This window comes from Rhodoferax sediminis, assembly GCF_006970865.1.
GTDB lineage: Bacteria > Pseudomonadota > Gammaproteobacteria > Burkholderiales > Burkholderiaceae_C > Rhodoferax_A > Rhodoferax_A sediminis.
In genome coordinates this window covers 3780402-3805977 of record NZ_CP035503.1, presented here as the reverse complement: position 1 = coordinate 3805977, position 25576 = coordinate 3780402, and the positions used below count along the sequence as shown (strand labels likewise).

General features: G+C 64.7%; 20 protein-coding genes. 13 read left to right on the top strand and 7 right to left on the bottom strand.

The features are described 5' to 3' along the window. Window positions 1–12 precede the first annotated feature (12 nt). Both EUB48_RS18350 and EUB48_RS18345 read right to left on the bottom strand, forming a co-directional pair. Window positions 13–597: a YqiA/YcfP family alpha/beta fold hydrolase gene (locus EUB48_RS18350; RefSeq protein ID WP_142820471.1), complete on the bottom strand. Its 585-nt coding sequence runs from the start codon at window positions 595–597 to the stop codon at window positions 13–15. A gap of 92 nt (window positions 598–689) precedes the next feature. Then, window positions 690–3032 (bottom strand): hypothetical protein, encoded by a 2343-nt coding sequence (locus tag EUB48_RS18345; protein ID WP_142820469.1) that lies wholly within the window; start codon window positions 3030–3032, stop codon window positions 690–692. A gap of 237 nt (window positions 3033–3269) precedes the next feature. Here EUB48_RS18345 and EUB48_RS18340 point away from each other — a divergent pair, with 237 nt between their 5' ends. The 6 genes from EUB48_RS18340 (at window position 3270) to EUB48_RS18315 (ending at window position 10738) form a co-directional block, all read left to right on the top strand. Next, on the top strand, window positions 3270–3992 hold the full coding sequence (locus EUB48_RS18340; protein WP_142820467.1) for a response regulator transcription factor: 723 nt from the start codon (window positions 3270–3272) through the stop codon (window positions 3990–3992). Between the two features lie 36 nt (window positions 3993–4028). After that, window positions 4029–5861 carry a sensor histidine kinase gene (locus tag EUB48_RS18335; RefSeq protein WP_244618265.1) on the top strand — a complete coding sequence of 611 codons (1833 nt, stop codon included), beginning with the start codon at window positions 4029–4031 and terminating at the stop codon, window positions 5859–5861. Window positions 5862–5892: 31 nt separating this feature from the next. Next, window positions 5893–7047 (top strand): rod shape-determining protein RodA, encoded by a 1155-nt coding sequence (rodA, locus tag EUB48_RS18330; protein ID WP_142820465.1) that lies wholly within the window; start codon window positions 5893–5895, stop codon window positions 7045–7047. Continuing rightward, entirely contained in the window at window positions 7044–7934 is an 891-nt protein-coding gene (locus tag EUB48_RS18325; protein WP_142820463.1) for an NAD(P)-dependent oxidoreductase, read from the top strand. Before rodA ends, EUB48_RS18325 begins: the two co-directional genes overlap by 4 nt. A gap of 9 nt (window positions 7935–7943) precedes the next feature. Beyond that, window positions 7944–9416, top strand: coding sequence for a metalloprotease TldD (tldD, locus tag EUB48_RS18320; RefSeq protein WP_142820461.1), 1473 nt, complete (start codon window positions 7944–7946; stop codon window positions 9414–9416). A gap of 191 nt (window positions 9417–9607) precedes the next feature. Then, window positions 9608–10738: a 3-deoxy-7-phosphoheptulonate synthase gene (locus EUB48_RS18315; RefSeq protein WP_142820460.1), complete on the top strand. Its 1131-nt coding sequence runs from the start codon at window positions 9608–9610 to the stop codon at window positions 10736–10738. A 43-nt stretch (window positions 10739–10781) separates the two neighbouring features. On the opposite strand, the gene mpl is transcribed toward EUB48_RS18315, so the two are convergent. Next, window positions 10782–12263: a UDP-N-acetylmuramate:L-alanyl-gamma-D-glutamyl-meso-diaminopimelate ligase gene (gene mpl / locus EUB48_RS18310; protein WP_142820459.1), complete on the bottom strand. Its 1482-nt coding sequence runs from the start codon at window positions 12261–12263 to the stop codon at window positions 10782–10784. Window positions 12264–12347: 84 nt separating this feature from the next. After that, window positions 12348–14069 (bottom strand): long-chain fatty acid--CoA ligase, encoded by a 1722-nt coding sequence (locus tag EUB48_RS18305; protein WP_244618264.1) that lies wholly within the window; start codon window positions 14067–14069, stop codon window positions 12348–12350. 85 nt (window positions 14070–14154) lie between these two features. Here EUB48_RS18305 and EUB48_RS18300 point away from each other — a divergent pair, with 85 nt between their 5' ends. The 7 genes from EUB48_RS18300 to EUB48_RS18270 all read left to right on the top strand — a co-directional run bounded on the left by EUB48_RS18300 (window position 14155) and on the right by EUB48_RS18270 (window position 20244). Further along, entirely contained in the window at window positions 14155–14748 is a 594-nt protein-coding gene (locus tag EUB48_RS18300; RefSeq protein ID WP_077564017.1) for a hypothetical protein, read from the top strand. After that, the gene (locus EUB48_RS18295) at window positions 14745–15311 is read left to right on the top strand and encodes a TlpA family protein disulfide reductase (RefSeq protein ID WP_142820458.1); all 567 of its coding nucleotides are present in this window, start codon (window positions 14745–14747) and stop codon (window positions 15309–15311) included. Before EUB48_RS18300 ends, EUB48_RS18295 begins: the two co-directional genes overlap by 4 nt. Window positions 15312–15473: 162 nt before the next feature. Then, window positions 15474–15926, top strand: a complete 453-nt coding sequence (gene accB, locus EUB48_RS18290; protein ID WP_142820457.1) for an acetyl-CoA carboxylase biotin carboxyl carrier protein — start codon at window positions 15474–15476, stop codon at window positions 15924–15926. A gap of 22 nt (window positions 15927–15948) precedes the next feature. Further along, window positions 15949–17298 (top strand): acetyl-CoA carboxylase biotin carboxylase subunit, encoded by a 1350-nt coding sequence (accC, locus tag EUB48_RS18285; protein WP_142820456.1) that lies wholly within the window; start codon window positions 15949–15951, stop codon window positions 17296–17298. Window positions 17299–17325: 27 nt separating this feature from the next. Then, window positions 17326–18234, top strand: coding sequence for a 50S ribosomal protein L11 methyltransferase (prmA, locus tag EUB48_RS18280; protein WP_142820455.1), 909 nt, complete (start codon window positions 17326–17328; stop codon window positions 18232–18234). Between the two features lie 49 nt (window positions 18235–18283). After that, entirely contained in the window at window positions 18284–19321 is a 1038-nt protein-coding gene (locus EUB48_RS18275) for a DUF3426 domain-containing protein (RefSeq protein WP_142820454.1), read from the top strand. A 20-nt stretch (window positions 19322–19341) separates the two neighbouring features. Further along, entirely contained in the window at window positions 19342–20244 is a 903-nt protein-coding gene (locus tag EUB48_RS18270; RefSeq protein ID WP_142820453.1) for a carbohydrate kinase family protein, read from the top strand. A gap of 153 nt (window positions 20245–20397) precedes the next feature. Here EUB48_RS18270 and EUB48_RS18265 read toward each other — a convergent pair whose 3' ends face one another. The 3 genes from EUB48_RS18265 to EUB48_RS18255 all read right to left on the bottom strand — a co-directional run bounded on the left by EUB48_RS18265 (window position 20398) and on the right by EUB48_RS18255 (window position 25333). Next, window positions 20398–20841, bottom strand: a complete 444-nt coding sequence (locus EUB48_RS18265) for a histone H1-like DNA-binding protein (protein WP_142820452.1) — start codon at window positions 20839–20841, stop codon at window positions 20398–20400. A gap of 179 nt (window positions 20842–21020) precedes the next feature. Beyond that, the gene (locus EUB48_RS18260) at window positions 21021–22259 is read right to left on the bottom strand and encodes a ribonucleotide-diphosphate reductase subunit beta (RefSeq protein WP_142820451.1); all 1239 of its coding nucleotides are present in this window, start codon (window positions 22257–22259) and stop codon (window positions 21021–21023) included. A gap of 119 nt (window positions 22260–22378) precedes the next feature. Then, on the bottom strand, window positions 22379–25333 hold the full coding sequence (locus tag EUB48_RS18255; protein WP_142820450.1) for a ribonucleoside-diphosphate reductase subunit alpha: 2955 nt from the start codon (window positions 25331–25333) through the stop codon (window positions 22379–22381). Window positions 25334–25576: the final 243 nt, after the last annotated feature.

Sequence of the window (25576 nt, the reverse complement as noted above, 5' to 3'; positions counted from 1 at the left end):
AAAACCGGGGGCTCAGGCCAGCTGCAAAAACTCGAATACCTCGTCGATCTGGGCGTCGAAGTCGCTCAGCGCGTGGTCGCTGCCCTCCAGCAGCCGGATCCGCGCGCCGGGATAGCGCGCCGTCATCTCGCGCCAGTCCAGCACCTCGTCGCCCTTGGCGATCACGGCGAAATAGTGGTGCGGCTCGGCCACCGGGCCGCATTCGAGGGCGCGCAACTCGTCCACGAATTCCGGTTTGAAGAAAAAGTGATCGGCGGGGTCGTGCCAGGCGGTCTGCTCGCCCACGTATCTTTGCAGGTCGCGCGCCGGGGCGATGGCCGGGTTCAGCAGCACGGCCCGGCAAAGGGTCTGCTCGGCCACAAAGGTCGCGTAAAACCCGCCCAGCGACGAGCCCACCACGGCCATCGATTCGTGTGGCCAGGTGGCAATGCCGTGCATCAGCATTGCCATCGCTTCGCGCGGCGAGGGTGGCAGCTGCGGGCACCACCAGGTCACGCCGGGGTGCTGCGTCTGAACGCGCGCGCCGACCTTTCGCGCCTTGGCGGAGTGCGGCGACGAGCGAAAGCCGTGCAGGTAGAGCAGGTGGGTGGTGGGCATGACGCCATCATACGAATGAAGAGCGCGCAAAAAAGCCCCGCCGGAGCGAGGCTTTGCTGAAGAGGGCGGTTTGTCAGCCGCCGTGTTGGGGTTTAACGTCGGGCGCCAATGAAGTTACCCGTAGAGCCGTCCGTATCTGTGTAGCTGCCGCTGACCGCGCCCGTCAGGAAGTTGAGGGTGCCATTGGCGGTGCCGTCAGGATCCGACAGGTCAAAGGCGCCGGTTGCCAAGTTGGTGAAGGCCAGGGTGCACGCATAGTTGGTGGTGCTGCTGCTGTCAATCGAGGTGCAGTTGGCACTGCCATCGCCGTAGATATGGATGATGGTTGAGCCGTTGTTTGCAACGGGGTCGGTTACCTCCCAATCGCCCGTGTAGGACGTCCTTGTCAAGGTCAAGGGCGTATCCGGGTCCACGGCGGGCAGACCGAGCTGGGAGGCCAGGGCGTTGGCGGCGGTCAGATTCAGCCGCGCGGTGTTGGTGGTCGTGGTGTTGTTCTGGTAGCCGGCGTAGACCTTGCCGCCACGTTCCACAAACACGCGCTGGTAGCCCAGGGTGCTGGCGATCAGCGGCGGATTGCTCAGCGTCATGACGCGTGCATCGCCCAAGGCCGTGATGGTGTAGGTGCCCGTGCCGATCGCCGTGCAATTGCGCGGCGAGCCGTTGTTGAAGCGCTCCTTGCACGCGTAGTAGGTCACCGGGTTGGTGCCGACGCCCGTGAAGGCCACACGGAGTTTGGCGTTGCCGCTGTAGAAGCCGGGAGCCGGGCCAAAACCGACCGGCGCCGTTCCGAGCGTACCAATGCCCACGGTGCTGTTGCCCCATGCCTCGTCGGCCGCGTCCGGACTCGTGTAGAGAACGCTGTTGTACGTAAATTTGCCTTGTCCAAAGACGCAGGGCGTTCCCGTCATGGCACCGATCATGCCTTCCAGCGTGGTGCTGTTGGTGCCGCTGGTGTTCTTGAACTCGTTGGAGTCACAGCCCGTCGCGCCCGGTGTGCCGGAAGAAACCGGTGCGCTGTATTGCATGACGTAGCTGCTGTTTCCCGGGTAGTAGGCAACCGCTGTGCTCAAGGGCGTGTTCGCCTGGTAGAACAACTGGGAATTCGCCGGGAACTTGGCGGTGCCCAGCGCACTGGCTGCCGATTTGATGGACAGGTTGGTATAGCCCGCTGCGGTGATCTGGTTGTACACGTCGAGCATGGAGCGATCGGCAATGTCGAACACGGCGCGATTCGAGCTGCCGGTTTCCAACTTGTCGCAGTCGTCGTAGCTCGAGTTGCCCCTGGCATCGCGCACCGTGCTTGTGCTCTCAACGTTCAAAGCGCAACCGATCCAGCTGGAGCCGTTGAAATGCAGGTCCGACTGGCGGTTCGGGCTGCCCCCGTAGTTCCAGGCGGCCACCGCGCCGCCGACGCTGTTGTAGCGGCGGCTCACATACTTGATGTGGCCCGCGGCATCCGGGGTGTTCTGGGCCAGCGTCGAAACGAGGGTCCTGACAGACCAGTTGGCGTTATCCGTGAAATTCAGGCTGCGCAAGGCTGCGCTCGCCACGGGTGCGTCGGCTCCGGCAGCGGGGGATGAGGCGAGTTGGTTGTTGATCGCGACCAGCGTGGCGACCGACGTGGTCGTCAGACCCGTGTTGTCCACCAACGTCTTGGCCTGGGCCTTCAAGGCAGCATCCTTGTCCTCGGGCGCGGCGGCCTGAACGCTGGGGTCGGCCAGCGCAGTCAGCAGCGCCGGCAGGATTTCAAGCAGCTTCTTCTGGATGATCTTGTCCAGATCGGCCTGCCTGATCACCGCGCCATCGATCGCGGCGCCGCCTATGGCGCCGGCGAGCAGGCTGGATTGTTGCTGGGTGGTCACCACCACCATGCGGGCCATCGTGCCGGCGGCCTGGCTGTCGGCCGTGCTGCTCTTGGTGAAGTCTGCAAACAGTGAAACGTTGAGGCCGGTTTGCGCTTTGACGGAAGCTTCCGCCTGGGCGCTGGTGGCCCCGGTGCTGGCAATCAGGGTCTGCACCAGGGTGGTCAGCGGGCTGACCACGGCAGGCTTGTCGGCCGGAGCCTGCATGGTGAAGGGCGTCGTGACGGGGCCGTGGTCTGCATCGACCGCATCGGTGCCGACCACCGCGAGAATCGGGTATTTACCGACATCCTCCGTGGGCACCTGCAGGCTGACATTGCCTGCGGCGTCCGTCTTGCCCGACGGTTCGCCGATATCGCAAATGCCGTTGAGGTTTTTGTCCAGGCAGACGGTGGCGTTCATGATTGCGCCGTCGATCACGGTCACGGGCACGCTGGTCTTGGCCGCCGTGGGCGGCGATACGCTTGTGCCGCCACCGCCACCGCCACCGCCACCGCCACCGCCACACCCTGCTACGGTCAGCATGGCCGCACCTGCAAATGCAAGTGCCAGTTTTCCGAGTTTGATCGCCATAAGTTCCTCCAAGAAATTTGAACGAAGCGCTCCGGAGATGCCTTCGGAATGCGCTTGGAACGCATTGGGCCGATAGTTGTGACAAATTGCATCCCATAAACATGGGGCACTGTCGGACTGCCGCGACGTTGATCGCGAATTCCCCCATTCATGGGAGGAGGTGCGGCTGGTGGTTCGGACGGCCTGCGCTTATGCTCGCTCCGTGTTACAGATTTAAACCAGTTCGGAGCCAGGAAGATGCCGGTATGGCGTGTATTGATTGTTGAAGACGACTCGCAGATGCGCGAGTTTTTTGCCGCCAGCGTGGCGCGCTGCGAGCGGCTGGCGCTGGCCGCCAGCGTGGGCTCGGTGGCCGAGGCGCGCGCCTGGCTGGACGACCCGGCTAATGCGGTCGATGTGTTGCTGACCGACCTGGGCCTGCCCGACGGCAGCGGGCTCGACGTGATCCGCCACGCGCGGCGCCTGCATCCCGAATGCGAGCCGCTGGTGATCTCGATGTTTGGCGACGAAGACAATGTGCTGGCCAGCATCGAGGCCGGCGCGCTGGGCTATATCCACAAGGACTCGACACCCGACGACATCGCCCACACCATCCTGGAGATGAAGGACGGCGCCTCGCCCATTTCCCCGATGATCGCGCGGCGGGTGCTGTCCAAGTACCTGAGTTTGCAGTCGAATCAGGCACTGGCCCAGGAGCAGCGTGCGCAGGAAGCTATTGAAAAGGTAGCAAACGAGGCGCAAGCCGCGGCGAACAGCGGCTTGCTCTCCAGGCGCGAGCAGGCGGTGCTGGAGCTGATCGCGCGCGGCTTTTCGTACCTGGAGATCGCGCGCCTGCAGTCGGTCAGCGTGCACACCGTGCAAACCCACATTAAGAACCTGTACAGCAAGCTGGCGGTGCACTCCAAAAGCGAAGCCGTTTTCGAGGCCACCAAGCTCGGCCTGCTGCGCGCGCACGGCTGAGCGGGGGCGCGGCGCGTCAGCCGCTACCATGCGCGCATGACGATTCGCTGTGTTCGTGTTCTTATAGGGCTGGTGCTGCTTTGGCTGGGGCTGGCCTGGGGCGCGGGCGCGGCGACGCTGCAATTGCGCGAGGCCAATGCCAGCATCACCGTGAACGGGGCGACCACGCAAGCGAATGTGGCACTGCCCTACAACTGGGACCGCATGCATCGCGGCCAGCCCGGCAGCGCCACCTTTGATGTGGCCTTTTCGCTGGCGGAACACCCGAGCGTGCCCTACGAGGTTTATTTTGTGCGGCTCGGCAACGCCTACGAGGTCTCGCTGAACGGAACCATGCTCGAGCGCAATGGGAACCTGCAGGCCTTCAACAGCGGCGATTACGGCCAGGTGCCGCGCACCATGGCGCTGCCGCCGCAACTGCTGAAAAAAGACAACCTGCTGCACATCCGCATCCGGGCCGACACCGGACGCCGCGGCGGCGTCCCCGCCGTGGTGGTGGGGCCCGACCACGAGGTGGATGCGCTGTACAACGCCGAATACCGCTGGCGCGTGACCGGCTCCGAGGTCGTGGTGATTTTGAGTCTGCTGGTGGGCACCATGGCGCTGGCGCTGTGGTTGACCCAAACCGATCCGACCCCGTCGGGGCACCTGCGGCGCGATCCGCTGTATCTGTTTGCGGGCCTGGCGGAGCTCAGCTGGGCCCTGCGCGTGGGCACCGTCCTGATCGAGCAGCCGCCGCTGCCCTGGTCCTTGTGGGGGCCGCTCAGTGCCATGGCCCTGGGCGGCTGGGTCTGCTTCATGGTGGCCTTTTGCTGTACCGCCGCAGGTTGGACGCAGCATCGCTGGGCCACTCCGTTTTTTCGCTTGCTGTGGGCGCTGCTGGCTGCCGGCGCCGTGCTGCCTTTCCTGGCGTTCGCCTTGCACACCCCCTGGCTGCTGACCCTGTGGTATGGCTCGCTGGCGGCCGTCGCGTTGCCGTTTGGCATTTTTTACTGCTGGGCCACCATGCGGCACCCCACTGCCATGCGGGTGCCGGTGGCGGTTGCGCTGGTGCTGAACGTCGCGGTCGGGCTGCGCGACTGGGTGGTGTTTCGTTTCACCGACGCATTCGGCAGCAACACGCTCACGCGCTACTCCTCGGTGGTGTTCGGCCTGACCTTGGGCTACATCGTGCTCACGCGCTTTCGCGAGGTCAGCGGGCAGGCGCGCGACCTGCTCGCGAATCTGGCGAGCCGGGTCGCGCAAAAAGAGCTGGAACTGGCGCAAAGCTACGCGCGGGTCGAGCAGCTGGCGCGCCAGCAGGAGCGTACCACCGAGCGCACCCGCATCCTGCGCGACATGCACGACGGCGTGGGCTCGCACATCAGCGCCGCGATCCGCCAGCTGCAATCGGGCAAGGCCAGCCACGACGACGTGCTGCTGACCCTGCGCGACTCGCTGGATCAGCTCAAGCTGTCCATCGATGCGATGAACCTGCCGCCCGGCGACGTCACGGCCCTGCTGGCGAACCTGCGCTACCGGCTGGAGCCGCGCTTTGCCGCCTCGGACATCGAACTGCAATGGGACGTGGAACTGCTCGAACCGCTGGCACGGCTCGATGCCGGCGCCATGCGCCAGTTGCAGTTCATGGTGTTCGAGGCGCTGTCCAACGTGCTGCAGCACGCGCACGCGAGTCGGCTGCGCATCGACGCGCGCCAGCTCGGCGCCGGCGTGCAGTTGCGCATCATCGACAACGGCGCGGGCTTCGACGTGACGGCACCGCTGCGCAAGGGCCTGCTGTCGATGCACGAGCGCGCCACTGCGATTGGCGCGACCCTGGCGCTGGACAGCGAGCCCGGCCACACGGTGGTGGAAATCCGGCTGGCCTGAGCGGAGTCGCCGGGCACGGGATAATCACGCCATGTCCGCGGTATTTGACAAACCCTCCCTGTGGCAACGTGCCGCCCCGATGTTCCGGGGCTTCGACGGCCCGCTCGCGTTTGCCGTGTTCCTGCTCGCCTGCGCCGGCCTGGTGACGATGTATTCGTCGGGCTACGACAACGGCGCGCGTTTCTACGACCATGGCCGCAACATGCTGATCGCGGGCGCCATCATGTTCGTGGTGGCGCAGATTCCGCCGCAGCGCCTGGCGACCTTTGCGGTGCCGCTGTACACGCTGGGCGTCGCGCTGCTGATCGCCGTGGCAATTTTCGGCGTCACCAAGAAGGGCGCGCGGCGCTGGCTGAATCTGGGCGTCACGATCCAGCCCAGTGAAATCCTCAAGATCGCCATGCCGCTGATGCTGGCCTGGTGGTTCCAGAAGCGCGAGGGCCAGCTGCGCCCGCTGGACTTCCTGGTGGGCGGCGTGTTGCTGGCCGTGCCCGCCGCGCTGATCATGCGCCAGCCCGATCTGGGAACGGCGCTGCTGGTGCTGACGGCCGGTCTCGCGGTGATTTTCTTTGCCGGCCTGAGCTGGAAGCTGATCCTGCCGCCGGTGCTGCTGGGCCTGGTGGCGGTCACGCTGGTGGTGGCGTTCGAGCCGCGGCTGTGCGCCGACGGCGTGCGCTGGGCCGTGCTGCACGACTACCAGCAGCAGCGCATCTGCACGCTGCTCGACCCCACGCGCGACCCACTGGGCAAGGGCTTTCACATCATCCAGGGCATGATCGCGATTGGCTCGGGCGGCGTCTGGGGCAAGGGCTTCATGCAGGGCACGCAGGCGCACCTGGACTTCGTGCCCGAGCGCACCACCGACTTCATTTTTGCGGCCTTTGCGGAAGAGTTCGGCCTGCTGGGCAATCTGCTGCTGATTGCGGGCTTCGTCTTCCTGGTGCTGCGCGGGCTGATGATCGCGCTGGAAGCGCCCACGCTGTTTTCGCGGCTGCTGGCGGGCTCAATCACCTTCATGTTCTTTGCCTACGCGTTCGTCAACATGGGCATGGTCAGCGGCATTTTGCCGGTGGTGGGCGTGCCCTTGCCCTTCATCAGCTATGGCGGCACCGCCATGGTGACGCTGGGCATGGGCATCGGCATCCTGATGTCCATCTCCAAATCCAAACGGCTGGTGCAGACATGACCCCTCCCGCAGACAAAACGCCGGTCGGCATCATCGGCGTGGGCAACATGGGCGCGGGCATGGCGGCGAATCTGCTGGCCCAGGGCTGGCCGGTGCAGGTGCGCGATCTGGTGTCCGCCAAAGAGCAGGAGCTTGAGCGTTTAGGGGCTGTAGCCCATGCCAGCCCTGCGCAGCTTGCTATCAATTGCGAAGTCGTCATCGTCTGCGTGGTCGATGCCGCGCAGACCCGCGAGGTGCTGTTCGGTTTTGAGGGCGCGGCCACCGCGATGCGCGCCGGGCAGGCGGTGATGCTGTGCCCCACCATCGCGCCGCAGGACGTGGAAGCATTCGCGGGCGAGCTGGCCGCGCGCAGCATCCACACCATCGACGCGCCCATGTCCGGCGGCCCGGTGCGTGCGCGCGACGGCTCCATGAGCCTGATGCTGGCGTGCCCCGATGCCGTGTTCGAGCAGCACCGCGCGCTGCTGCAGGCGCTCTCAAACAAGCTGTTTCGCATCGGCCAGCGCCCCGGCGACGGCGCGCGCACCAAGCTGGTCAACAACCTGCTGGCGGGCATCAACCTGGTCGGCGCGGCCGAGGTGCTGGCGCTGGCGGGCCGCATGGGGCTGGACCTGGGCACCACGCTGGACGTGATCGAGCAGTCCAGCGGGCAGAGCTGGATCGGCTCGGACCGCCTGCGCCGCGCCATCGCGGGCGACTTCGCGCCGCGCGCCCACACCACGCTGCTGGCCAAGGACACGCGGCTGGCGCTTGCCGCCGCGCAGGCCGCGGGGTTCGAGCCGGCGTTGGGCCGCATCGCCGCAGACACGTTTGCCCGTGCCATTGATGCGGGCCTGGCCGGGGAAGACGATGCCAGCGTGTTCAAGCTGCTGGGCCGGACCGCCTAGAATGGCTTGATGATCTCCCGCGAACCCACTATTGAGCGCCTGGCCATCGCCCAGCGCCTGCTGCTCGAACCCTTTGGCCTGACCGAGGCGCACCTGTCGCGTGCGTTGATGGAAATCACCTCGCACAAGGTGGACGACGCGGACCTGTATTTCCAGTACACGCGCTCCGAGGGCTGGAGCCTGGAAGAGGGCATCGTCAAGACCGGCTCTTTCAGCATCGACCAGGGCGTCGGGGTGCGCGCCGTCAGCGGCGAGAAAACCGCGTTCGCCTACTCCGACGATATTTCCGAGGCGTCGTTGCTCGACGCGGCCCTGACTGTGCGCTCCATTTCATCCGCGGCCCAATCCGGGCGGGTCAAGGCAGCTAGCAGAAAGATAGCGGGCAGCCGTTCGCTGTACAACGAGTTGGACCCGATTGCCAGCATGGACAGCGCGGCCAAGGTCAAGCTGCTGGAAAAGGCCGAGCAACTGGCACGTGCCAAAGACCCGCGCGTGGCGCAGGTCATGGCGGGCCTGGCGTGCGAGTACGACGTCGTGCTGGTGGCGCGCGCCGACGGCACATTGGCGGCCGATGTGCGTCCGCTGGTGCGCCTGTCGGTCACCGTGATCGCCGAGGCCACCGTGGGTGGCGCGGTGCGCCGCGAAATAGGCTCGGGCGGCGGCGGCGGCCGCTTCGGCCTGGCGTATTTCGACGACGAAATCATCACCCGCTACGTGAACGAGGCCGTGCACGCCGCGCTGACCAATCTCGACTCGCGCCCGGCCCCGGCCGGCGAGATGACGGTGGTGCTGGGCTCGGGCTGGCCGGGCATCCTGCTGCACGAAGCCATCGGCCACGGGCTGGAGGGCGACTTCAACCGCAAGGGCTCGAGCGCGTTTGCCGGACGCATGGGCCAGCGCGTGGCGGCCAGGGGCGTGACGGTGCTGGACGACGGCACGATTGCCGACCGGCGCGGCTCGCTCAACGTGGACGACGAAGGCAACGCGACGCAGCGCAATGTGCTGATCGAGGATGGCATCCTCAAGGGCTACCTGCAGGACTCGCTGAACGCGCGCCTGATGAAGTCCAAGCCCACCGGCAACGGCCGGCGCGAGAGCTACGCGCACGTGCCGATGCCGCGCATGACCAACACCTACATGCTGGGCGGCGACAAGGACCCGAAGGAAATCGTCGCCAGCATCAAGAAGGGTCTGTACGCCACCAACTTCGGCGGCGGCCAGGTCGACATCACGAGCGGCAAGTTCGTGTTCTCGGCCAGCGAAGCCTACTGGGTGGAGAACGGCAAGATCCAGTACCCGGTCAAGGGCGCGACCATTGTCGGCAACGGCCCCGATGCGCTCACGCGCGTGACGCTGATCGGCAACGACATGCGGCTCGACCCCGGCGTCGGCACCTGCGGCAAGGAAGGCCAGAGCGTGCCCGTGGGCGTGGGCCAGCCCACCTTGCGCATCGATGGACTGACGGTAGGCGGAACGGCCTGAGCGGGGGTTTTGAAAAAAGTGCTACATTTCACAACCATGCAAGCACGCAGCGCCTTCTATTTTTACTTTTGGTTCTCAGTCCCCGGCGGACGAGAGGCAATCGCGTAGCAGAGCGCACCTCACATCGAACCGCCGGCCTTTCCAGCCCGGCGGTTTTTTTATGCCCGAATTGATTTAACAGGAGCGACACGATGAATGCCAAGGCCACAGCCCCCACCAGCGAGAGCTGGTATGCGAGCGTCGAGAAAACCAGCCAGACCGACGACAAACGCATCAAGGACATCACCGTGCTGCCCCCGCCAGAACATTTGATCCGCTTCTTCCCGATCGTCGGCACCGCCGTCGAATCGCTGATCACGCAAACGCGCAAGAACATCCACCACATCATTGCCGGCAAGGATGACCGGCTGCTGGTCATCATCGGTCCGTGCTCGATCCACAACCCGGAGGCCGCAATCGACTACGCGCGCCGCCTGGCCGCGCAGCGCGCCAAGTACGCCGGCACGCTGGAGATCGTGATGCGCGTGTATTTCGAGAAGCCGCGCACCACGGTCGGCTGGAAGGGCCTGATCAACGACCCCTACCTCGACGAGAGCTACGCCATCGACGAGGGCCTGCGCATTGCGCGCCAGCTCCTGATCGAGATCAACCGCCAGGGCCTGCCGGCCGGCAGCGAATTCCTCGACGTGATTTCGCCGCAGTACATCGGCGACCTTATCAGCTGGGGCGCGATCGGCGCGCGCACCACCGAGAGCCAGGTGCATCGCGAGCTGGCCTCGGGCCTGTCGGCACCGATCGGCTTCAAGAACGGCACCGACGGCAACATCCGCATTGCCACCGACGCGATCCAGGCGGCGGCGCGCGGGCATCACTTCCTGTCGGTGCACAAGAACGGCCAGGTCGCGATCGTGCAGACCAACGGCAACAAGGACTGCCACGTGATCCTGCGCGGCGGCAAGACCCCCAACTACGACGCTGCCAGCGTGGCCGCGGCCTGCAAGGAGCTGGAGGCGGCCAAGCTGCCCGCGACCCTGATGGTCGATTGCAGTCACGCCAACAGCCACAAGCAGCACGAGCGCCAGATCGAGGTGGCGCGCGACATCGCGGCGCAGGTCGCCGGCGGCTCGCGCAACGTGTTCGGCCTGATGGTGGAGAGCCACCTGGTCGCGGGTGCGCAGAAGTTCACGCCCGGCAAGGACCGGCCCTCGGTGCTCGAATACGGCAAGAGCATCACCGACGCCTGTCTGGGCTGGGACGATTCACTGCGGGTGCTGGAGCTGCTGTCCGACGCGGTCAAGGCGCGCCGCGCACGCAAGGCCTGAGCATAAAATCGTGCCTTAGCCCATTCTGTGCAATGGAATATAGCTATTGATCTGGTAGTGTCTGCAGCATCGCGAGCAGCCGGGCATGAATGCCGCCAAAGCCGCCGTTGCTCATGCACAGGATGTGGTCGCCGGGCCGCACCGCCGCCCTGATCTGCGCGACCAGCTCGTCGACGTTGTCGGCCACCTGGGCCTTGCGGCCCGGTCCCACGCCCATCGGCGCCAGGGCCTCGCGCGCGTCCCAGTCGAGTCCGCCGGCATGGCAGAACGCCAGGTCGGCGTCCTCCAGGCTCCACGGCAGCTGCGCCTTCATGGTGCCGAGTTTCATGGTGTTGCTGCGCGGCTCGAACACCGCGAGGATGCGCGCAGCCTGGCCGACCTGGCGGCGCAGGCCGTCGAGCGTGGTGCGGATCGCCGTGGGGTGGTGCGCGAAATCGTCGTAGACCGTGATGCCGCCCACACTGCCGCGCACCTCCATGCGGCGCTTGACGTTCTGGAACTCGCCCAGCGCCTGGGCCGCCGCGGCGGGCGCCACGCCCACATGTTCGGCCGCGGCAATCGCGGCCAGCGCGTTGAGCTGGTTGTGAACGCCGCCCAGTGCCCATCGCACCTGCGCCACGCGCTCTCCTTTTTCGAGCACGTCGAAGGCGCCGGGCTCGCCCACGGCGGAAAAATCGCTCACCGTCGCGCCAAAGCTGCGCACCTCGCTCCAGCAACCCTGGTGCAGCACGCGCGCCAGGCTCTCTTCGAGCCCGTTCACCACCACGCGCCCGCTGGATGGCACGGTGCGCACCAGGTGATGGAACTGGCGCTCGATCGCGGCCAGGTCGTCGAAAATGTCGGCGTGGTCGAATTCGAGGTTGTTCAGGATCGCGGTGCGCGGGCGGTAGTGCACGAACTTGCTGCGCTTGTCGAAGAACGCGGTGTCGTACTCGTCCGCTTCGATCACGAAAAAGGAGCGGCCGTGCGGCACAAGGCTCTGCTTCGTGTCCCCCGCCCGCGTTGCGGGCTCCTCCTTTACCTGTGCAGAGCCCTGTGCCACACGGCCGCCACCCACGCGCGCCGATACGCCGAAGTTCAGAGGCACGCCGCCGACCAGAAAGCCCGGCTGCAGGCCGGCGCACTCCAGGATCCAGGCCAGCATCGAGGTGGTGGTGGTCTTGCCGTGCGTGCCGGCCACGGCCAGCACGTGGCGGCCCTGCAGCACATGCTCGGCCAGCCACTGCGGGCCGCTGGTGTAGGGCAGGCCGGCATCCAGAATGGCCTCCATCAGCGGAAACTTCGGTGTGCCGTCGCTAAGATGGGCGCGGCTCACGACGTTGCCGACGACGAACATGTCGGGCTGCAGCGCCAGTTGCTCGGCGCCGAAGCCCTCGATCAGGTCAATGCCCAGCGCGCGCAGCTGGTCGCTCATCGGCGGGTAGACGCCCGCGTCGCAGCCGGTCACCTTGTGGCCCGACTCGCGCGCCAGCGCGGCCAGGCCGCCCATGAAGGTGCCGCAGATCCCCAGAATATGAATGTGCATGAGGTGATTTTAGGCGGGATTCGAGGTGTTTCAGGCCTCCAGCCCTTGTGCAATATGCACAATCAGCTATTGAAACTGTAGCGCTCAGGTTTTGCTGGCAAAGCGCTCGCGCAGCTTCATCTTCCAGAATTTGCCGGTCGAGGTGCGCGGCACGGCGTCGATGAATTCATAGCGCTCGGGTAACTGCCACTTGGCGAAGCCGTGCCCCAGCAGGTGCGGGCCAAAGTCGGTGGCCGCCACGCTCCGGCCGGGTTTTAGCACCACACAGGCCAGCGGGCGCTCGCCCCATTTTTCGTCCGGCATCGCGATCACGGCGGCCTCGGCCACGGCCGGGTGCGCCATCAGCGCGTTCTCCAGATCGACCGAGCTGATCCATTCGCCGCCGGACTTGATCAGGTCCTTGGTGCGGTCGGTGATCTTGACGAAGCCCATCGCGTCGACCGAGGCCACGTCGCCAGTGCGCAGCCAGCCGTCCGGGGTGAATTTTTCGGGGTTCACGGAAACCTGGTGGTCCCCGGCGCCGGGCCGCCCCAAGCCGGGGAGCGCCCCCTCGGGGGGCCGAGGCGCAGCCTCTTGGGGGTAATAACTCCCCGTAATGAAGGGCCCGCGCACCTGGACCTCGCCCACGCTGTGGCCGTCCCAGGGCTGCTCGGTGCCATCGTCGCCCCAGACGCGCAGATCGACCAGCGGCACCGGCACGCCGGCCATGGCGGCGCGGCGGTAGCGCTCGTCCATGCTCGCGTTGCGCAGCTCGGCCTTGGGGTAGGACACGGTGGCGACCGGCGAGGTCTCGGTCATGCCCCAGCCCTGCAAAATCCAGATGCCGTGCTGGTCGAACGCGCGGATCAGCGCCTCGGGCACGGCCGCGCCGCCAACCAGCGAGCGCATGCCGACCGGCAGCTTCCAGCGGCCATGGCTCGGCGAGTCGGGGTTTTGCGCGGCGTCGAAGGTCTGGATCAGGCTCATCCATATGGTGGGCACGCCGAGCGACAGGGTCGGCGGCTCCAGTTGCATCAGGTCGAGCAGGTCGTCGGGGTGCAGGTGCGGGCCGGGAAACACGAGCTTGACGCCCATCATCACCGCGCCATACGGCATGCCCCAGCTGTTGGCGTGGAACATCGGCGTGACCGGCAGCACCACGTCGGTGCCGCGCAGGCCCCAGAAGTCGCCCAGGCTGGCCACCAGCGTGTGCAGCACGGTGGAGCGGTGCGAATACACCACGCCCTTGGGCCGGCCCGTGGTGCCCGAGGTGTAGCACATGGCGACCGGATCGTTTTCGTCGTGCGGCGCGTACCGGAAAGCATCCGGGTCGGCGCCGGCGAGCAGGGCTTCGTAGTCGGTGAACTCCGCCGGGACGGGAGCGCCGGAGAACGGAAAGACGATGACCTTTTCGAACTTGTACAGGTGCGCGAACTGCCGGTACAGCGGCAGCAGCACGTCGTCGATCACCAGAAAGCGGTCCTGCGCATCGTTGGCGATCCAGCCCAGCTCGTCGGGCGACAGGCGCAGGTTCAGCGTGTGCATCACGCCGCCGGCCGCGGGAATGCCGAAGTAGCATTCCAGGTGCGCGTGGTGGTTCCAGCACAGGGTGGCAACGCGCTCGCCTTTTTGCAGGCCCAGCCCTTGCAGGGCCGCCGCCAATGCGCGCGTGCGGCGGTAATAGTCGCCGAAGCTGTGCCGCTTGAGCGATTTGTCGGGCAGGCGCGAGACGATCTCGTTGCTGGCAAACAGGGTACCGGCGCGCTCCAGCAGGTGATTCAGCGACAGCGGCACGGGCATCATCGTGCTTTTCATGGGGGCGGGCATGCGGTGGTCTCCGGACATCGTGGTTTTGGTCTAATCTACTGCGTGCAGGCGGGCAACGCCAGTTAGAGAATGCAAAATCACCTCCATGGATACCCTGAAATCTGAAATTGCCGCGGCCGCCGCCCGTATGGTGGTGGAGGAAGGGCTGGAATACGGTCCGGCCAAGCGCCGCGCGCTCAAACAGATGGGGCTGCCGGCCCGCACGCAACTGCCCGGCAACGACGAGATTGAAACGGCGGTGCGCGAGTACATCGATCTGTTCTGTGCCGACACGCAGCCCGCTGAGCTGGCCGCGCTGCGCCGGCTGGCGCTGTCGTGGATGCAGCGCATGGCACCGTTTCGGCCCTATCTGGGGGGCGCGGTCTGGCATGGCACGGCGACCAAGCTGTCGGACATTTATATCCAGTTGTTTTGCGATGACCCCAAATCAGCGGAGATTGCGCTGATTGACCACAAGGCGGACTACGAGCCGCGCACCGTCAGGGGCTTTCACGGCGAGTCGGTAGAGGCGCTGAGCCTGTCGAGCATCTGCCGCGAGCTGGACACGATCATCGGCGTGCACCTGCTGATCTACGATCTGGACGATCTGCGCGGCGCGCTCAAGCCCGATGCCAGAGGCCGCTCCCCGCGCGGCAATATCGAGGCGGTGCGCCGGCTGCTGCAGGACACAACGCCATGAGCCACGATCCATCATCCGCTGCGCGTGGCGCGCCCGAAATCGGCTCCAGGGGTCGGCGCCGGATTCTCTATGCGGGCGTTGCCGCCGCCGCCGCACTGGGGGGGGCGAGCGTGGCCTGGTGGAAATTCCAGCCTCACGCCACGGTGGCAGACACTGCACTATGGGGTTTGACTTTCGACACGCCCACCGGGGAAAAGCTGGCCATGCAAAGTCTGCGCGGCAAACCCCTGCTGGTCAATTTCTGGGCCACCTGGTGCGCACCATGCGTCGAGGAAATGCCCTTATTGGACCGCTTTTATCGTGAAAACTCGGCCAAAAGCTGGCAGGTTCTTGGATTGGCGGTCGACCAGGTGGAGCCGGTCAATCGGTTCCTGAAAAAAGCACCGGTCAGTTATCCCGTGGGTATGGCCGGGCTGCAGGGAACGGATCTGGGGCGCTCGCTGGGCAATTCGGTTGGCGGTTTGCCCTTCACCGTGGTGTTCGGTGCGGCAGGCACTGTGTTGCATCGTAAAATAGGCCAGATCACCCCTGCGGATCTACAGCGGTGGGCGGCGCCGGGATAAGCCGGCACAGGGTGGCCGCGGGCATCATCCCGAGAGCCCTGGAGATTGCTAGCGCAATTGACTAGCGAGAAAAATAGAAGAAATTAAGGGAAAAAGCGCGCATTAAGCGGAATTTGGAGTAAATTCGCGTTTTTCTTATTGTCCGCAGTCGTTGGAGATTTCATGGATTTACGCAAACTCAAGACCTTGATCGACCTTGTGTCCGATTCAAATGTGTCCGAACTCGAAATCACCGAAGCAGAAGGCAAGGTTCGAATCGTCAAAGGCGGCGTCATGCTGCAACAGGCCGCCGCCCCCGTGATGGTGGCCGCGCCTGCCGTCGCACCGCAGGGCCTGGCGCCAACCACACCGGCCGCGGCGCCTGCCGTTGAAGTGCCGCCGGGGCACGTCGTCAAGTCGCCCATGGTGGGCACGTTTTATCTGTCGTCGAGTCCGGGGGCCAAGCCTTTCGTCGAGGTCGGCAGCGCGGTCAAGGAAGGCGACACGATCTGCATCATCGAAGCCATGAAGATCCTCAACGAGATCGAGGCCGACAAGTCGGGCACCATCACCCAGATCCTGGGGCAGAACGGCCAGGCCGTTGAATATGGGCAGCCTCTCTTCGTGATTGAGTGAAGTTAAAAGTAAGCGGCCACTCATGTTTAAAAAAATCCTGGTTGCCAACCGTGGCGAGATTGCCCTGAGAATCCAGCGCGCCTGTAGCGAGATGGGTGTCAAGGCGGTGATGGTTTATTCGGAGGCCGACCGCGAGGCCAAGTACGTCAAACTGGCGGAAGAAGCGGTCTGCATCGGGCCGGCCTCGGCGTCGCTGAGCTACCTGAATATGCCGGCGCTGATTTCGGCCGCCGAGGTGACCGATGCCGAGGCCATCCATCCGGGTTACGGGTTTTTGGCCGAAAACGCCGATTTCGCCGAGCGGGTTGAAAAAAGCGGTTTTCAGTTTATCGGCCCGGCCCCCGAGTCGATCCGCCTGATGGGCGACAAGGTGTCGGCCAAGCAGGCCATGATCAAGGCGGGCGTGCCCTGCGTGCCGGGCTCCGAGGGCGAACTGCCGGACGACCCGGTGCAAATCCGGCGCACGGCCAAGGCGGTGGGCTACCCCGTCATTATCAAGGCGGCGGGTGGCGGTGGCGGGCGCGGCATGCGCGTGGTGCATACCGAGGCGGCGCTCATCAACGCGGTGCAGATGACCAAGGCCGAGGCCGGCGCGGCCTTCGGCAATCCGGCCGTGTACATGGAAAAATACCTGCAGAACCCGCGCCATATCGAGATCCAGATCCTGGCCGACAAGTACAAGAATGCGGTCTATCTGGGCGAGCGCGACTGCTCGATGCAGCGGCGCCATCAGAAGGTGATTGAAGAAGCCCCGGCGCCGGGCATCCCGCGCAGGCTGATTGAGCGGCTGGGCGAGCGCTGCGTGGCGGCCTGCAAAAAGATCGGCTACCGCGGCGCCGGCACCTTCGAGTTTCTGTACGAGAACGGCGAGTTCTACTTCATCGAGATGAACACGCGCGTGCAGGTCGAGCACCCGGTGACCGAATTCATCACGGGCGTGGACATCGTCAAGACCCAGATCATGGTGGCGGCCGGTGAAAAACTGCCCTTCACGCAGCGCCAGATCGAGATCCGCGGCCACTCCATCGAATGCCGCATCAACGCCGAAGACCCGTTCACATTCACGCCCTCGCCGGGGCGCATCACTACCTGGCACACGCCGGGCGGGCCGGGCGTGCGGGTGGACTCGCATATCTATACCAACTACTTCATACCGCCGAACTACGACTCGATGATCGCCAAGATCATCGTGCATGGCGACACGCGCGAACAGGCGCTGGCGCGCATGCGCACCGCGCTCAACGAGACGGTCATCGAGGGCATCCAGAGCAACATCCCGCTGCACCGCGAGTTGATGGTGGATGCGAATTTCGTGGCGGGCGGCACGAATATTCACTACCTCGAAGAATGGCTGGCGCAGCACAAGCGCTGAGCGAACAGCCCACATGGCGTAGCACGCATGTTTGAACTGAGCCTGATGTGCCCGCAGGACCGGGTCGAGACCTTCAGCGAGGCGCTGGAGGCGCTCGATGCGCTGAGCGTGTCCGTGGAAGACTTTGATGCCCAGACCGACGCGGAGCAGGCCCTGTTTGGCGAACCCGGCATGCCGCCTCCGAAGGACGGCTGGCAGCGCTCGCGCGTGCTGGCTTTGTTTGCTACAGAGTTAGTAGCTAAAGAGGCAGCATCCTTGCTGTCTGCGCAGGATTTCTTTGATGAATGCCGGTTGCTCGGCATCAGTCTGGTGCCCGATCAGGACTGGGTGCGCCTGACGCAATCGCAATTTGCGCCGGTCGAGGTCACGCCCGAGTTCTGGATCGTTCCGACCTGGCATGAGCCGCCGGCGCAGGCCCGCACGATCATCCGGCTGGATCCGGGGCTGGCCTTTGGCACGGGCACGCATCCCACCACGCGCATGTGCCTGCGCTGGATTGCGCAGCATGGCCGTGCTGGCGGGCAACACGCCGCGGGCAATCCGTTGGGCCGGGTGCTCGACTACGGCTGCGGCTCCGGGATTCTGGCCATTGGCGCGGCGAAATTTGGCGCCGTGGACATCGATGCGGTCGACATCGACGGCGCAGCGGTCGAGTCCACGAAGCTGAATGCGCAGGCCAATGCCGTGCGCCTGCAGGCCGGCCTGCCCGATCGGGCGACGGGCCGCTACCAGACGGTGCTGGCGAATATCCTGGCCACGCCGCTCAAGGTGTTGGCGCCGCTGCTGTGCGCGCACGTCGCGCCCGGCGGCTCGCTCGTCATGGCGGGGATTCTGGAGCGCCAGGCCGACGAGCTCAAGGCGGCTTATGCGCCGTATGCGCGGTTGGTGGTGGCCGACAGCGAAGACGGCTGGATACTGATGACCGCCACGCTGTGAATCGTGGTGCGGCGCCAGGGCCGCGCGGCGACCCTACAATCCGTTACCCATGAGCCTGATCACACGCTGCCCTGCCTGCGGGACGATGTTCAAAGTCGTGCCCGACCAACTCAGGATTTCCGACGGTTGGGTGCGCTGCGGGCAATGCACCGAGGTTTTCGAGGCGCCCGAGCACCTGCTACCGGAATCGTTGATGGCAGCGCCGGCCCCGTCGGTGGCCTCGGTGCCCCATGGCGGCAATGCGATGGGGGCGACGCCGGCGGCGCCCGACGCCGGGCCCGAGGGGGCGGCCGCCGCCGGAATCATCGAGCAGGACACTGACACCGAGTCCTGGGCGCTGCCGCCAGGCGTAGATCTGCCGCCGACTGAAATACAGCCGGACATGGATCCAGGCGCATCTGCAGAACCTGGCCTTGCGGATGAGGTGCTGTGGCCCGCGCCCTGGGACGAACCCCTGGACGTGCTGCCGGGCGAGCCGTCGCCTGCGCCCGTGAGCGGGTTTCTGACAGAGCCGAGTGCGGCGCCTTCGCCGGAGGAGCCGGGCCCGGCCCCCGACCCGGCCCTGCAGGAGGTGTCGTTTGTGCGGGAAGCCCACCGCAAGGCGTTGTGGGAGCGCCCGCGGATTCGCCGCCTGCTGATGGTGGCGTGCGCTGTGTTGCTGGTGTTGCTGGGGCTGCAGTGGGCAATCCACGAGCGCGACAGGATTGCCGCCTTCGAGCCGCGCACCCGGGGCCTGTTGCAGGGGCTGTGCGTCCCGCTGCGCTGCACGGTGGCGCCGCTGCGGCAGATTGAATCCATTGTGGTTGACAGCTCGTCGTTCAAAAAAGTCCGTGACAATGTTTACCAGCTCAGCCTCACGATCAAGAATACCGCGCCCGTCGCACTCGCCATGCCCAGCGTTGAGCTGGCGCTGACCGACACACAGGATCAGCCGGTGCTGCGCCGGGTTCTGTTGCCCACCGATCTGGGCGCCGCGGCCGTGCTGACTGCGGGCGGCGAGTGGACCGGCTCGCTTCCTGTCAGCGTGGCGGACAACGCTATCGCGGCCCGTATTGCGGGTTACCGCGTGCTGGCCTTCTATCCCTGACATCTTTTTATCCCAAACTTATGGCAGCAATCATTTGTGGCTCCCTGGCTTTTGACACCATCATGACCTTCGAGGGCCGGTTCGCCGAGCAGATCCTGCCGGATCAGCTGCACATCCTCAACATCTCGTTCCTGGTGCCTGCGCTGCGCCGTGACTTCGGCGGCTGCGCCGGCAACATCGCCTACGGCCTGAAACTGCTCGGCGGCAACCCGCTGCCGATGGCCACCGTCGGCAGTGATGGCCTGGATTACATCGCGCGCTTGAGGGCGCAGGGCATCAGCACCGAGTTCGTGCGCGAGGTCGGCGATACCTACACCGCGCAGTGCTTCATCACGACCGATATGGCCAACAACCAGATCACCGCTTTCCATCCCGGTGCCATGCAGCAGGCGCACCTCACGAAGATTGCGCCGCGCAGCGACGTGCGGCTGGGCATCATCTCGCCCGACGGCCGCGACGCGATGCTGCAGCACGCCGAGCAGTTCAAGGCGGCCGGCATTCCCTTTGTGTTCGATCCGGGCCAGGGACTGCCGATGTTCGATGGCAAGGAACTGGCGCACTTCGTCGAGCTCGCTGCCTGGGTCACGGTGAACGACTACGAAGGCAAGATGCTCAGCGATCGCACGGGCTGGAGCAGTGCCGAGCTCTCACGCCGCGTGCAAGGCCTGATCGTGACGCTGGGCGCCGAGGGCAGCGAAGTGTGGGTCGATGGCGAAAAAACCCTGGTGCCGCCAGTCAAGGCGAGCGCGGTGGTGGATCCGACGGGCTGTGGCGACGCCTACCGCGGCGCGCTGCTGTATGGGCTGGAACAGGGCTGGAGCCTGGCGCGCTGCGCCGCGCTGGGGAACCGCATCGGCGCGCTCAAGATTGCCCAGCGCGGGCCGCAGAACTACACGCTGGATTTGAAAGAAATCGGTCTGTAGACCACACGGCACATAGACAGGAGGCTCATATTTTGATAGCAATTTATTTATTGCACCCGCTCAAGGGGGTAGTCACTGCGCTTGCGACAGACATGAAAAAGCCCGATGTTTTGCAACACCGGGCCTGGAAAGCGGCAAGCCGCTGTTGGCTGTTTACGGCTTGCTGGCCGTAGGAAACGGCCACGCCGCCTGCGGGTTCAGAGTCGTCTGAGCCGCAGGGGCAGCCGGCGCCGGGGCTGCTTTGGCAGCGGGTGCTTTCGCGGCTTTCTTCGCAGCGGGTTTTTTTGCTGCTTTCTTGGCGGCCGGCTTTTTCGCCGGGGCTTTCTTGGCGGCCGCTTTCTTCGCTGGCGCCTTCTTCGCCGGGGCTTTCCTGGCTACGGCTTTTTTCGCCGGCGCTTTTTTTGCTGCTGCTTTTTTGGCAGGAGCCTTCTTCGCTACAGCCTTCTTGGCTGGCGCTTTTTTCGCCACTACTTTTTTGGCAGGGGCTTTCTTCGCAGCGGCCTTCTTGGCCGGCGCTTTTTTCGCCGCTACTTTTTTAGCAGGAGCTTTCTTCGCAGGTGCGGCCTTTTTTGCGGCCGGTTTTTTCGCAGTTGCCATCATTTTCTCCTTGATCAAATTGCAAAGAGCACTTCATGCTTGTTGGTTTGCATGAAGCGATCCATGGTGTTGGAACAATGTCCAGCACCATGAACACGGGAACACAGGCTGTCGCCACGCTCTGCGGCGCGATCAACAGTCTGTGCGATTCTTGATTTCATTATGGTTATAGGAATGCTTCAATCCCAGGAAAGCGCACCGCCCGACTGATACTCGATCACGCGGGTTTCAAAGAAGTTGCGCTCTTTCTTCAGGTCAATCATTTCGCTCATCCACGGGAACGGATTGGTCTCGTTCGGGAACAGCTCCTCGAGTCCGATCTGCGTGGCACGCCGGTTCGCGATGTAGCGCAGGTAGCCCTTGAACATGGAGGCGTTCATGCCGAGCACGCCGCGCGGCATGGTGTCCTCGGCGTATTTGTACTCGAGCTCCACCGCCTTCATGAACAGGGCACGGATCTCGGTCTTGAATTCGGCCGTCCACAGCTGCGGATTTTCCAGCTTGAGCTGGTTGATCAGGTCGATACCGAAATTGCAGTGCATGGACTCGTCGCGCAGGATGTACTGGTACTGCTCGGCCGCACCGGTCATCTTGTTTTGGCGGCCCAGCGCGAGGATTTGCGTGAAGCCGACATAGAAGAACAGGCCCTCCATCAGGCAGGCAAAGACGATCAGCGACTTGAGTAGCGTCTGATCGGTCTCGGGTGTGCCGGTATGGAAGTTCGGGTCGCTGATGGCCTCGATGAACGGGATCAGGAACTCGTCCTTGTCGCGGATCGACTGCACTTCGTTATAGGCATTGAAGATCTCGCCTTCGTCCAGGCCCAGCGACTCCACGATGTACTGGTAGGCGTGCGTATGGATGGCTTCTTCGAACGCCTGACGCAGCAGGAACTGGCGGCATTCGGGCGCCGTAATGTGGCGGTAGGTGCCGAGCACGATGTTGTTGGCGGCCAGCGAATCGGCGGTGACGAAGAAGCCGAGGTTGCGCTTGACGATGCGCCGCTCGTCTTCGGTCAGCCCGTTCGGGTCCTTCCACAACGCGATATCGCGCGTCATGTTGATTTCTTGCGGCATCCAGTGGTTGGAGCAGGTGGCGAGGTATTTTTCCCAGGCCCACTTGTACTTGAACGGCACCAGCTGGTTGACGTCGGTCTGGCCGTTGATGATGCGCTTGTCGGAGGCGTTGACGCGGCGGCGTTCACCGCTCGCGGCGGGTACAAGCGTGGGAGGGATTGCGCGCGCAACGGCCGGCGCGGGCATCACGGCACCGTCATTCAGGGTGCGCAATGCAGGCTGTGGGCCGGTAGCGGGAGAGGGAGAAAAAAGAGGCGGGAGTTCCACCCCGCGGTTGTTTCGCAAACCGCTGTTTGGTGCTGCAGGCAATGAGGGCTTGACTTCTTCGTCCCAGGTCAACATAGATTTTCCAATGCTCAGATTATGAAAGCAGCGATGTGAAATGCAAAGTGCTCATTCACATCGCTGTCATATTGTGTTGCTCAATTGCATCGCAATTTCGAGATGCAGTGCGGCTTGATTTATTGGCAGGACTCGCACGTCGGATCGTCAACGCCGCAGAACTGGATGTCGGTTGCCGGCATCGCGTTCATCTGCGATCGTGCGGCCGCCGCCGCGGCATCGAGTGCACTCGTGCCGGCGCCGCCTTTGGCTTCCCCGCTCGAGGTCACGGCATTCAAACGGCCGGCCGTGACCGTTGATTTTTCCGCATGCGTGGCGCTCATGGTGCGCAGGTAGTAGGTGGTCTTCAGGCCGCGCAACCAGGCCAGCTTGTAGGTGTCGTCGAGCTTCTTGCCCGAGGCGCCGGCCATGTAAATGTTGAGCGACTGCGCCTGGTCGATCCACTTCTGGCGGCGTGCCGCGGCTTCCACCAGCCAGGTGGCTTCGACTTCAAACGCGGTCGAGTACAGCGCCTTGATTTCCTGCGGCACGCGGTCGATCGGACGCAGCGAACCATCGAAGTGCTTGAGGTCCATCACCATCACGTCGTCCCACAGGCCCAAACGCTTGAGGTCGCGCACCAGACCGCCGTTGATCACGGTGAACTCGCCCGACAGGTTGGACTTGACCGACAGGTTGCCGAAGCAGGGCTCGATCGAGGCATCCACGCCGATGATGTTGGAGATGGTGGCGGTCGGCGCGATGGCCACGCAATTGGAATTGCGCATGCCGTCCTGGGCAATCTTGTGGCGCAGGGCCTCCCAGTCCATCGTCGAGGAGCGGTCTACTTCGACATAACCGCCGCGCGCCTGTGCCAGCAGCTCCAGCGTGTCGAGCGGCAAAACGCCCTTGTCCCACAGCGAGCCCTTGTAGCTCGCATACTTGCCGCGCTCCCTGGCCAGCTCGGTGGAGGCCCAGTAGGCGTAGTAACAAATCGCTTCCATTGACTGGTCGGCGAATTCCACCGCGGCCTGGCTCGCGTAGGGAATACGCAGCTCGTACAGGCTGTCCTGGAATCCCATCAGGCCCAGGCCCACCGGGCGGTGGCGCATGTTGGAGTCGCGTGCCTTCTTGACCGCGTAGTAGTTGATGTCGATCACGTTGTCGAGCATGCGCATCGCCGTGGTGATGGTTTTCTTGAGCTTGTCGTGATCCAGCACCTGGGTGCCGCCGGCCTGGCCTTCGGGCGCCGCCTTCAGGTGCTGCAACAGGTTCACCGAGCCCAGGTTGCAGACCGCGGTTTCGGTGTCGCTGGTGTTGAGCGTGATTTCGGTGCACAGGTTGGAGGAGTGCACCACGCCTACGTGCTGCTGCGGCGAACGTACGTTGCAGGCATCCTTGAAGGTGATCCAGGGATGGCCGGTCTCGAACAGCATGGTCAGCATCTTGCGCCACAGGTCACTGGCCTGCACCGTACGGCAGGGCTTGATCTCGCCGCGCGCCGCGCGCTCTTCGTAGGCCACGTAGGCCTTCTCGAAGTCGGCCCCGAACTTGTCATGCAGATCCGGCACGTTGTTGGGCGAGAACAGCGTCCACTCGCCCTTTTCCATGACGCGGCGCATGAACAGGTCGGGAACCCAGTTGGCGGTGTTCATGTCGTGCGTGCGTCGGCGGTCGTCGCCGGTGTTCTTGCGCAGCTCCAGGAATTCCTCGATGTCCAGGTGCCACGATTCCAGGTAGGTGCACACGGCCCCCTTGCGCTTGCCGCCCTGGTTCACGGCCACGGCGGTGTCGTTGACGACCTTGAGGAACGGCACCACGCCCTGCGATTCGCCATTCGTGCCCTTGATGTGGCTGCCCAGCGCGCGCACGCGCGTCCAGTCATTGCCCAAGCCGCCGGCAAACTTGGACAGCAGTGCGTTTTCCTTGATGGATTCGTAAATGCCGTCGAGGTCGTCCGGCACCGTGGTCAGGTAGCACGACGAGAGCTGCGAGCGCAGCGTGCCGCTGTTGAACAGGGTCGGGGTGCTGGACATGAAGTTGAACGACGACAGCACTTCGTAGAACTCGATGGCGCGCGCCTCGCGGTCGATTTCGTTCAGCGCCAGGCCCATGGCCACGCGCATGAAGAACACCTGCGGCAGCTCGATGCGGCTCTTGCGCACGTGCAGGAAGTAGCGGTCGTACAGGGTTTGCAGGCCCAGGTAGTCAAACTGCAGGTCGCGCTCGGCCTTGAGTGCGGCGCCCAGTTGCTTCAGGTCGAACTGCAGCAGCCGCTCGTCGAGCAGCTCGGCCTCCACGCCCTTCTTGATGCCCAGGGGGAAGTAGTCGGCATATTGCTGCGCCATCTCGGCCTGGGTGGCTTCCACGCCCAGCACTTCCCGGGTAATGGTGTGCAGCAGCAGGCGCGCCGTGGCGTAGGTGTAATCGGGGTCTTTCTCGATCAGCGTGCGCGCGGCCAGGATCGACGCCTTGTAGACCTCGTCCATGGGGACGCCGTCGTACAGGTTGCGCATGGTCTCGGCCACGATCGGGTCGGGCCGGATGTCGGCACCCAGGCCGGCGCAGGCCGATTCGATCAAACCCTGCAGCCGGTTCAGGTCCAGCGCCACGCGCTGACCACCGTCGAGCACGTGCAGCGTAGGCGCCTTGGGCGCCGCCTGCGTGGCCTGCTGCGCCCGCTCCTGGGTGCGCCGCTCCCGGTACAGCACATAGGCTCGTGCGATTTCGTGGTGGCCACCGCGCATCAGGCCCAATTCCACCTGGTCCTGCACGTCTTCAATATGGAAGGTGCCACCGCCCGGGCGCGAGCGCATCATGGCGCGCACCACGCCCTGGGTCAGGCTGTCGACCACCTCGCGCACGCTGGCCGATGCGGCGCCCTGCGTGCCATGTACGGCCAGGAATGCCTTCATCATGGCCACGGCAATCTTGTTCGGCTCGAACGGCACGACGGAGCCGTTGCGCCGGATGATCTGGTAGTGCGCCAGCGGGCTGGCGGCCAGGGCGCCCGCGCTGTCGGTTCCCCGGGTGCTGGAAGTGCCTGCAGGGTGGTTGGTGCTGGCAGGGAGAGACTGGTTTGAAGTTGCTTGCATTGTTTCCTCGTCTTTCGCAATTTTTGTGGGGGGCAATGGCCTGGCGGGCAGACTCGAAACGGTTGTCAAAGCCCCCGGCTGCTACGCGATGGAGACACTATAGCTAGTGTTTCGCGCTAACTCAAGCCACTACCTGTAGTGTATCGCCCCAGAAACGGAGGATTGGCGCGCAGACCCGAAAACCTCACGGGGGCGAGTGGGTTTGCACGCACTGCGTCAGATGCCGGTGATGGACCCGCAGGC

Excerpts from the sequence above, each read along its gene's own strand:
- EUB48_RS18275 (WP_142820454.1), top strand. The coding sequence starts at position 18,284 with ATGAGCCTGATCACACGCTGCCCTGCCTGCGGGACGATGTTCAAAGTC.
- EUB48_RS18335 (WP_244618265.1), top strand. The coding sequence starts at position 4,029 with ATGACGATTCGCTGTGTTCGTGTTCTTATAGGGCTGGTGCTGCTTTGG.
- EUB48_RS18265 (WP_142820452.1), bottom strand. The coding sequence starts at position 20,841 with ATGGCAACTGCGAAAAAACCGGCCGCAAAAAAGGCCGCACCTGCGAAG.
- rodA (WP_142820465.1), top strand. The coding sequence starts at position 5,893 with ATGTCCGCGGTATTTGACAAACCCTCCCTGTGGCAACGTGCCGCCCCG.
- EUB48_RS18300 (WP_077564017.1), top strand. The coding sequence starts at position 14,155 with ATGGATACCCTGAAATCTGAAATTGCCGCGGCCGCCGCCCGTATGGTG.
- EUB48_RS18340 (WP_142820467.1), top strand. The coding sequence starts at position 3,270 with ATGCCGGTATGGCGTGTATTGATTGTTGAAGACGACTCGCAGATGCGC.
- EUB48_RS18325 (WP_142820463.1), top strand. The coding sequence starts at position 7,044 with ATGACCCCTCCCGCAGACAAAACGCCGGTCGGCATCATCGGCGTGGGC.
- EUB48_RS18350 (WP_142820471.1), bottom strand. The coding sequence starts at position 597 with ATGCCCACCACCCACCTGCTCTACCTGCACGGCTTTCGCTCGTCGCCG.
- EUB48_RS18260 (WP_142820451.1), bottom strand. The coding sequence starts at position 22,259 with ATGTTGACCTGGGACGAAGAAGTCAAGCCCTCATTGCCTGCAGCACCA.
- EUB48_RS18295 (WP_142820458.1), top strand. The coding sequence starts at position 14,745 with ATGAGCCACGATCCATCATCCGCTGCGCGTGGCGCGCCCGAAATCGGC.
- tldD (WP_142820461.1), top strand. The coding sequence starts at position 7,944 with ATGATCTCCCGCGAACCCACTATTGAGCGCCTGGCCATCGCCCAGCGC.
- accC (WP_142820456.1), top strand. The coding sequence starts at position 15,949 with ATGTTTAAAAAAATCCTGGTTGCCAACCGTGGCGAGATTGCCCTGAGA.
- accB (WP_142820457.1), top strand. The coding sequence starts at position 15,474 with ATGGATTTACGCAAACTCAAGACCTTGATCGACCTTGTGTCCGATTCA.
- prmA (WP_142820455.1), top strand. The coding sequence starts at position 17,326 with ATGTTTGAACTGAGCCTGATGTGCCCGCAGGACCGGGTCGAGACCTTC.
- mpl (WP_142820459.1), bottom strand. The coding sequence starts at position 12,263 with ATGCACATTCATATTCTGGGGATCTGCGGCACCTTCATGGGCGGCCTG.
- EUB48_RS18255 (WP_142820450.1), bottom strand. The coding sequence starts at position 25,333 with ATGCAAGCAACTTCAAACCAGTCTCTCCCTGCCAGCACCAACCACCCT.
- EUB48_RS18345 (WP_142820469.1), bottom strand. The coding sequence starts at position 3,032 with ATGGCGATCAAACTCGGAAAACTGGCACTTGCATTTGCAGGTGCGGCC.
- EUB48_RS18315 (WP_142820460.1), top strand. The coding sequence starts at position 9,608 with ATGAATGCCAAGGCCACAGCCCCCACCAGCGAGAGCTGGTATGCGAGC.
- EUB48_RS18270 (WP_142820453.1), top strand. The coding sequence starts at position 19,342 with ATGGCAGCAATCATTTGTGGCTCCCTGGCTTTTGACACCATCATGACC.
- EUB48_RS18305 (WP_244618264.1), bottom strand. The coding sequence starts at position 14,069 with ATGCCCGCCCCCATGAAAAGCACGATGATGCCCGTGCCGCTGTCGCTG.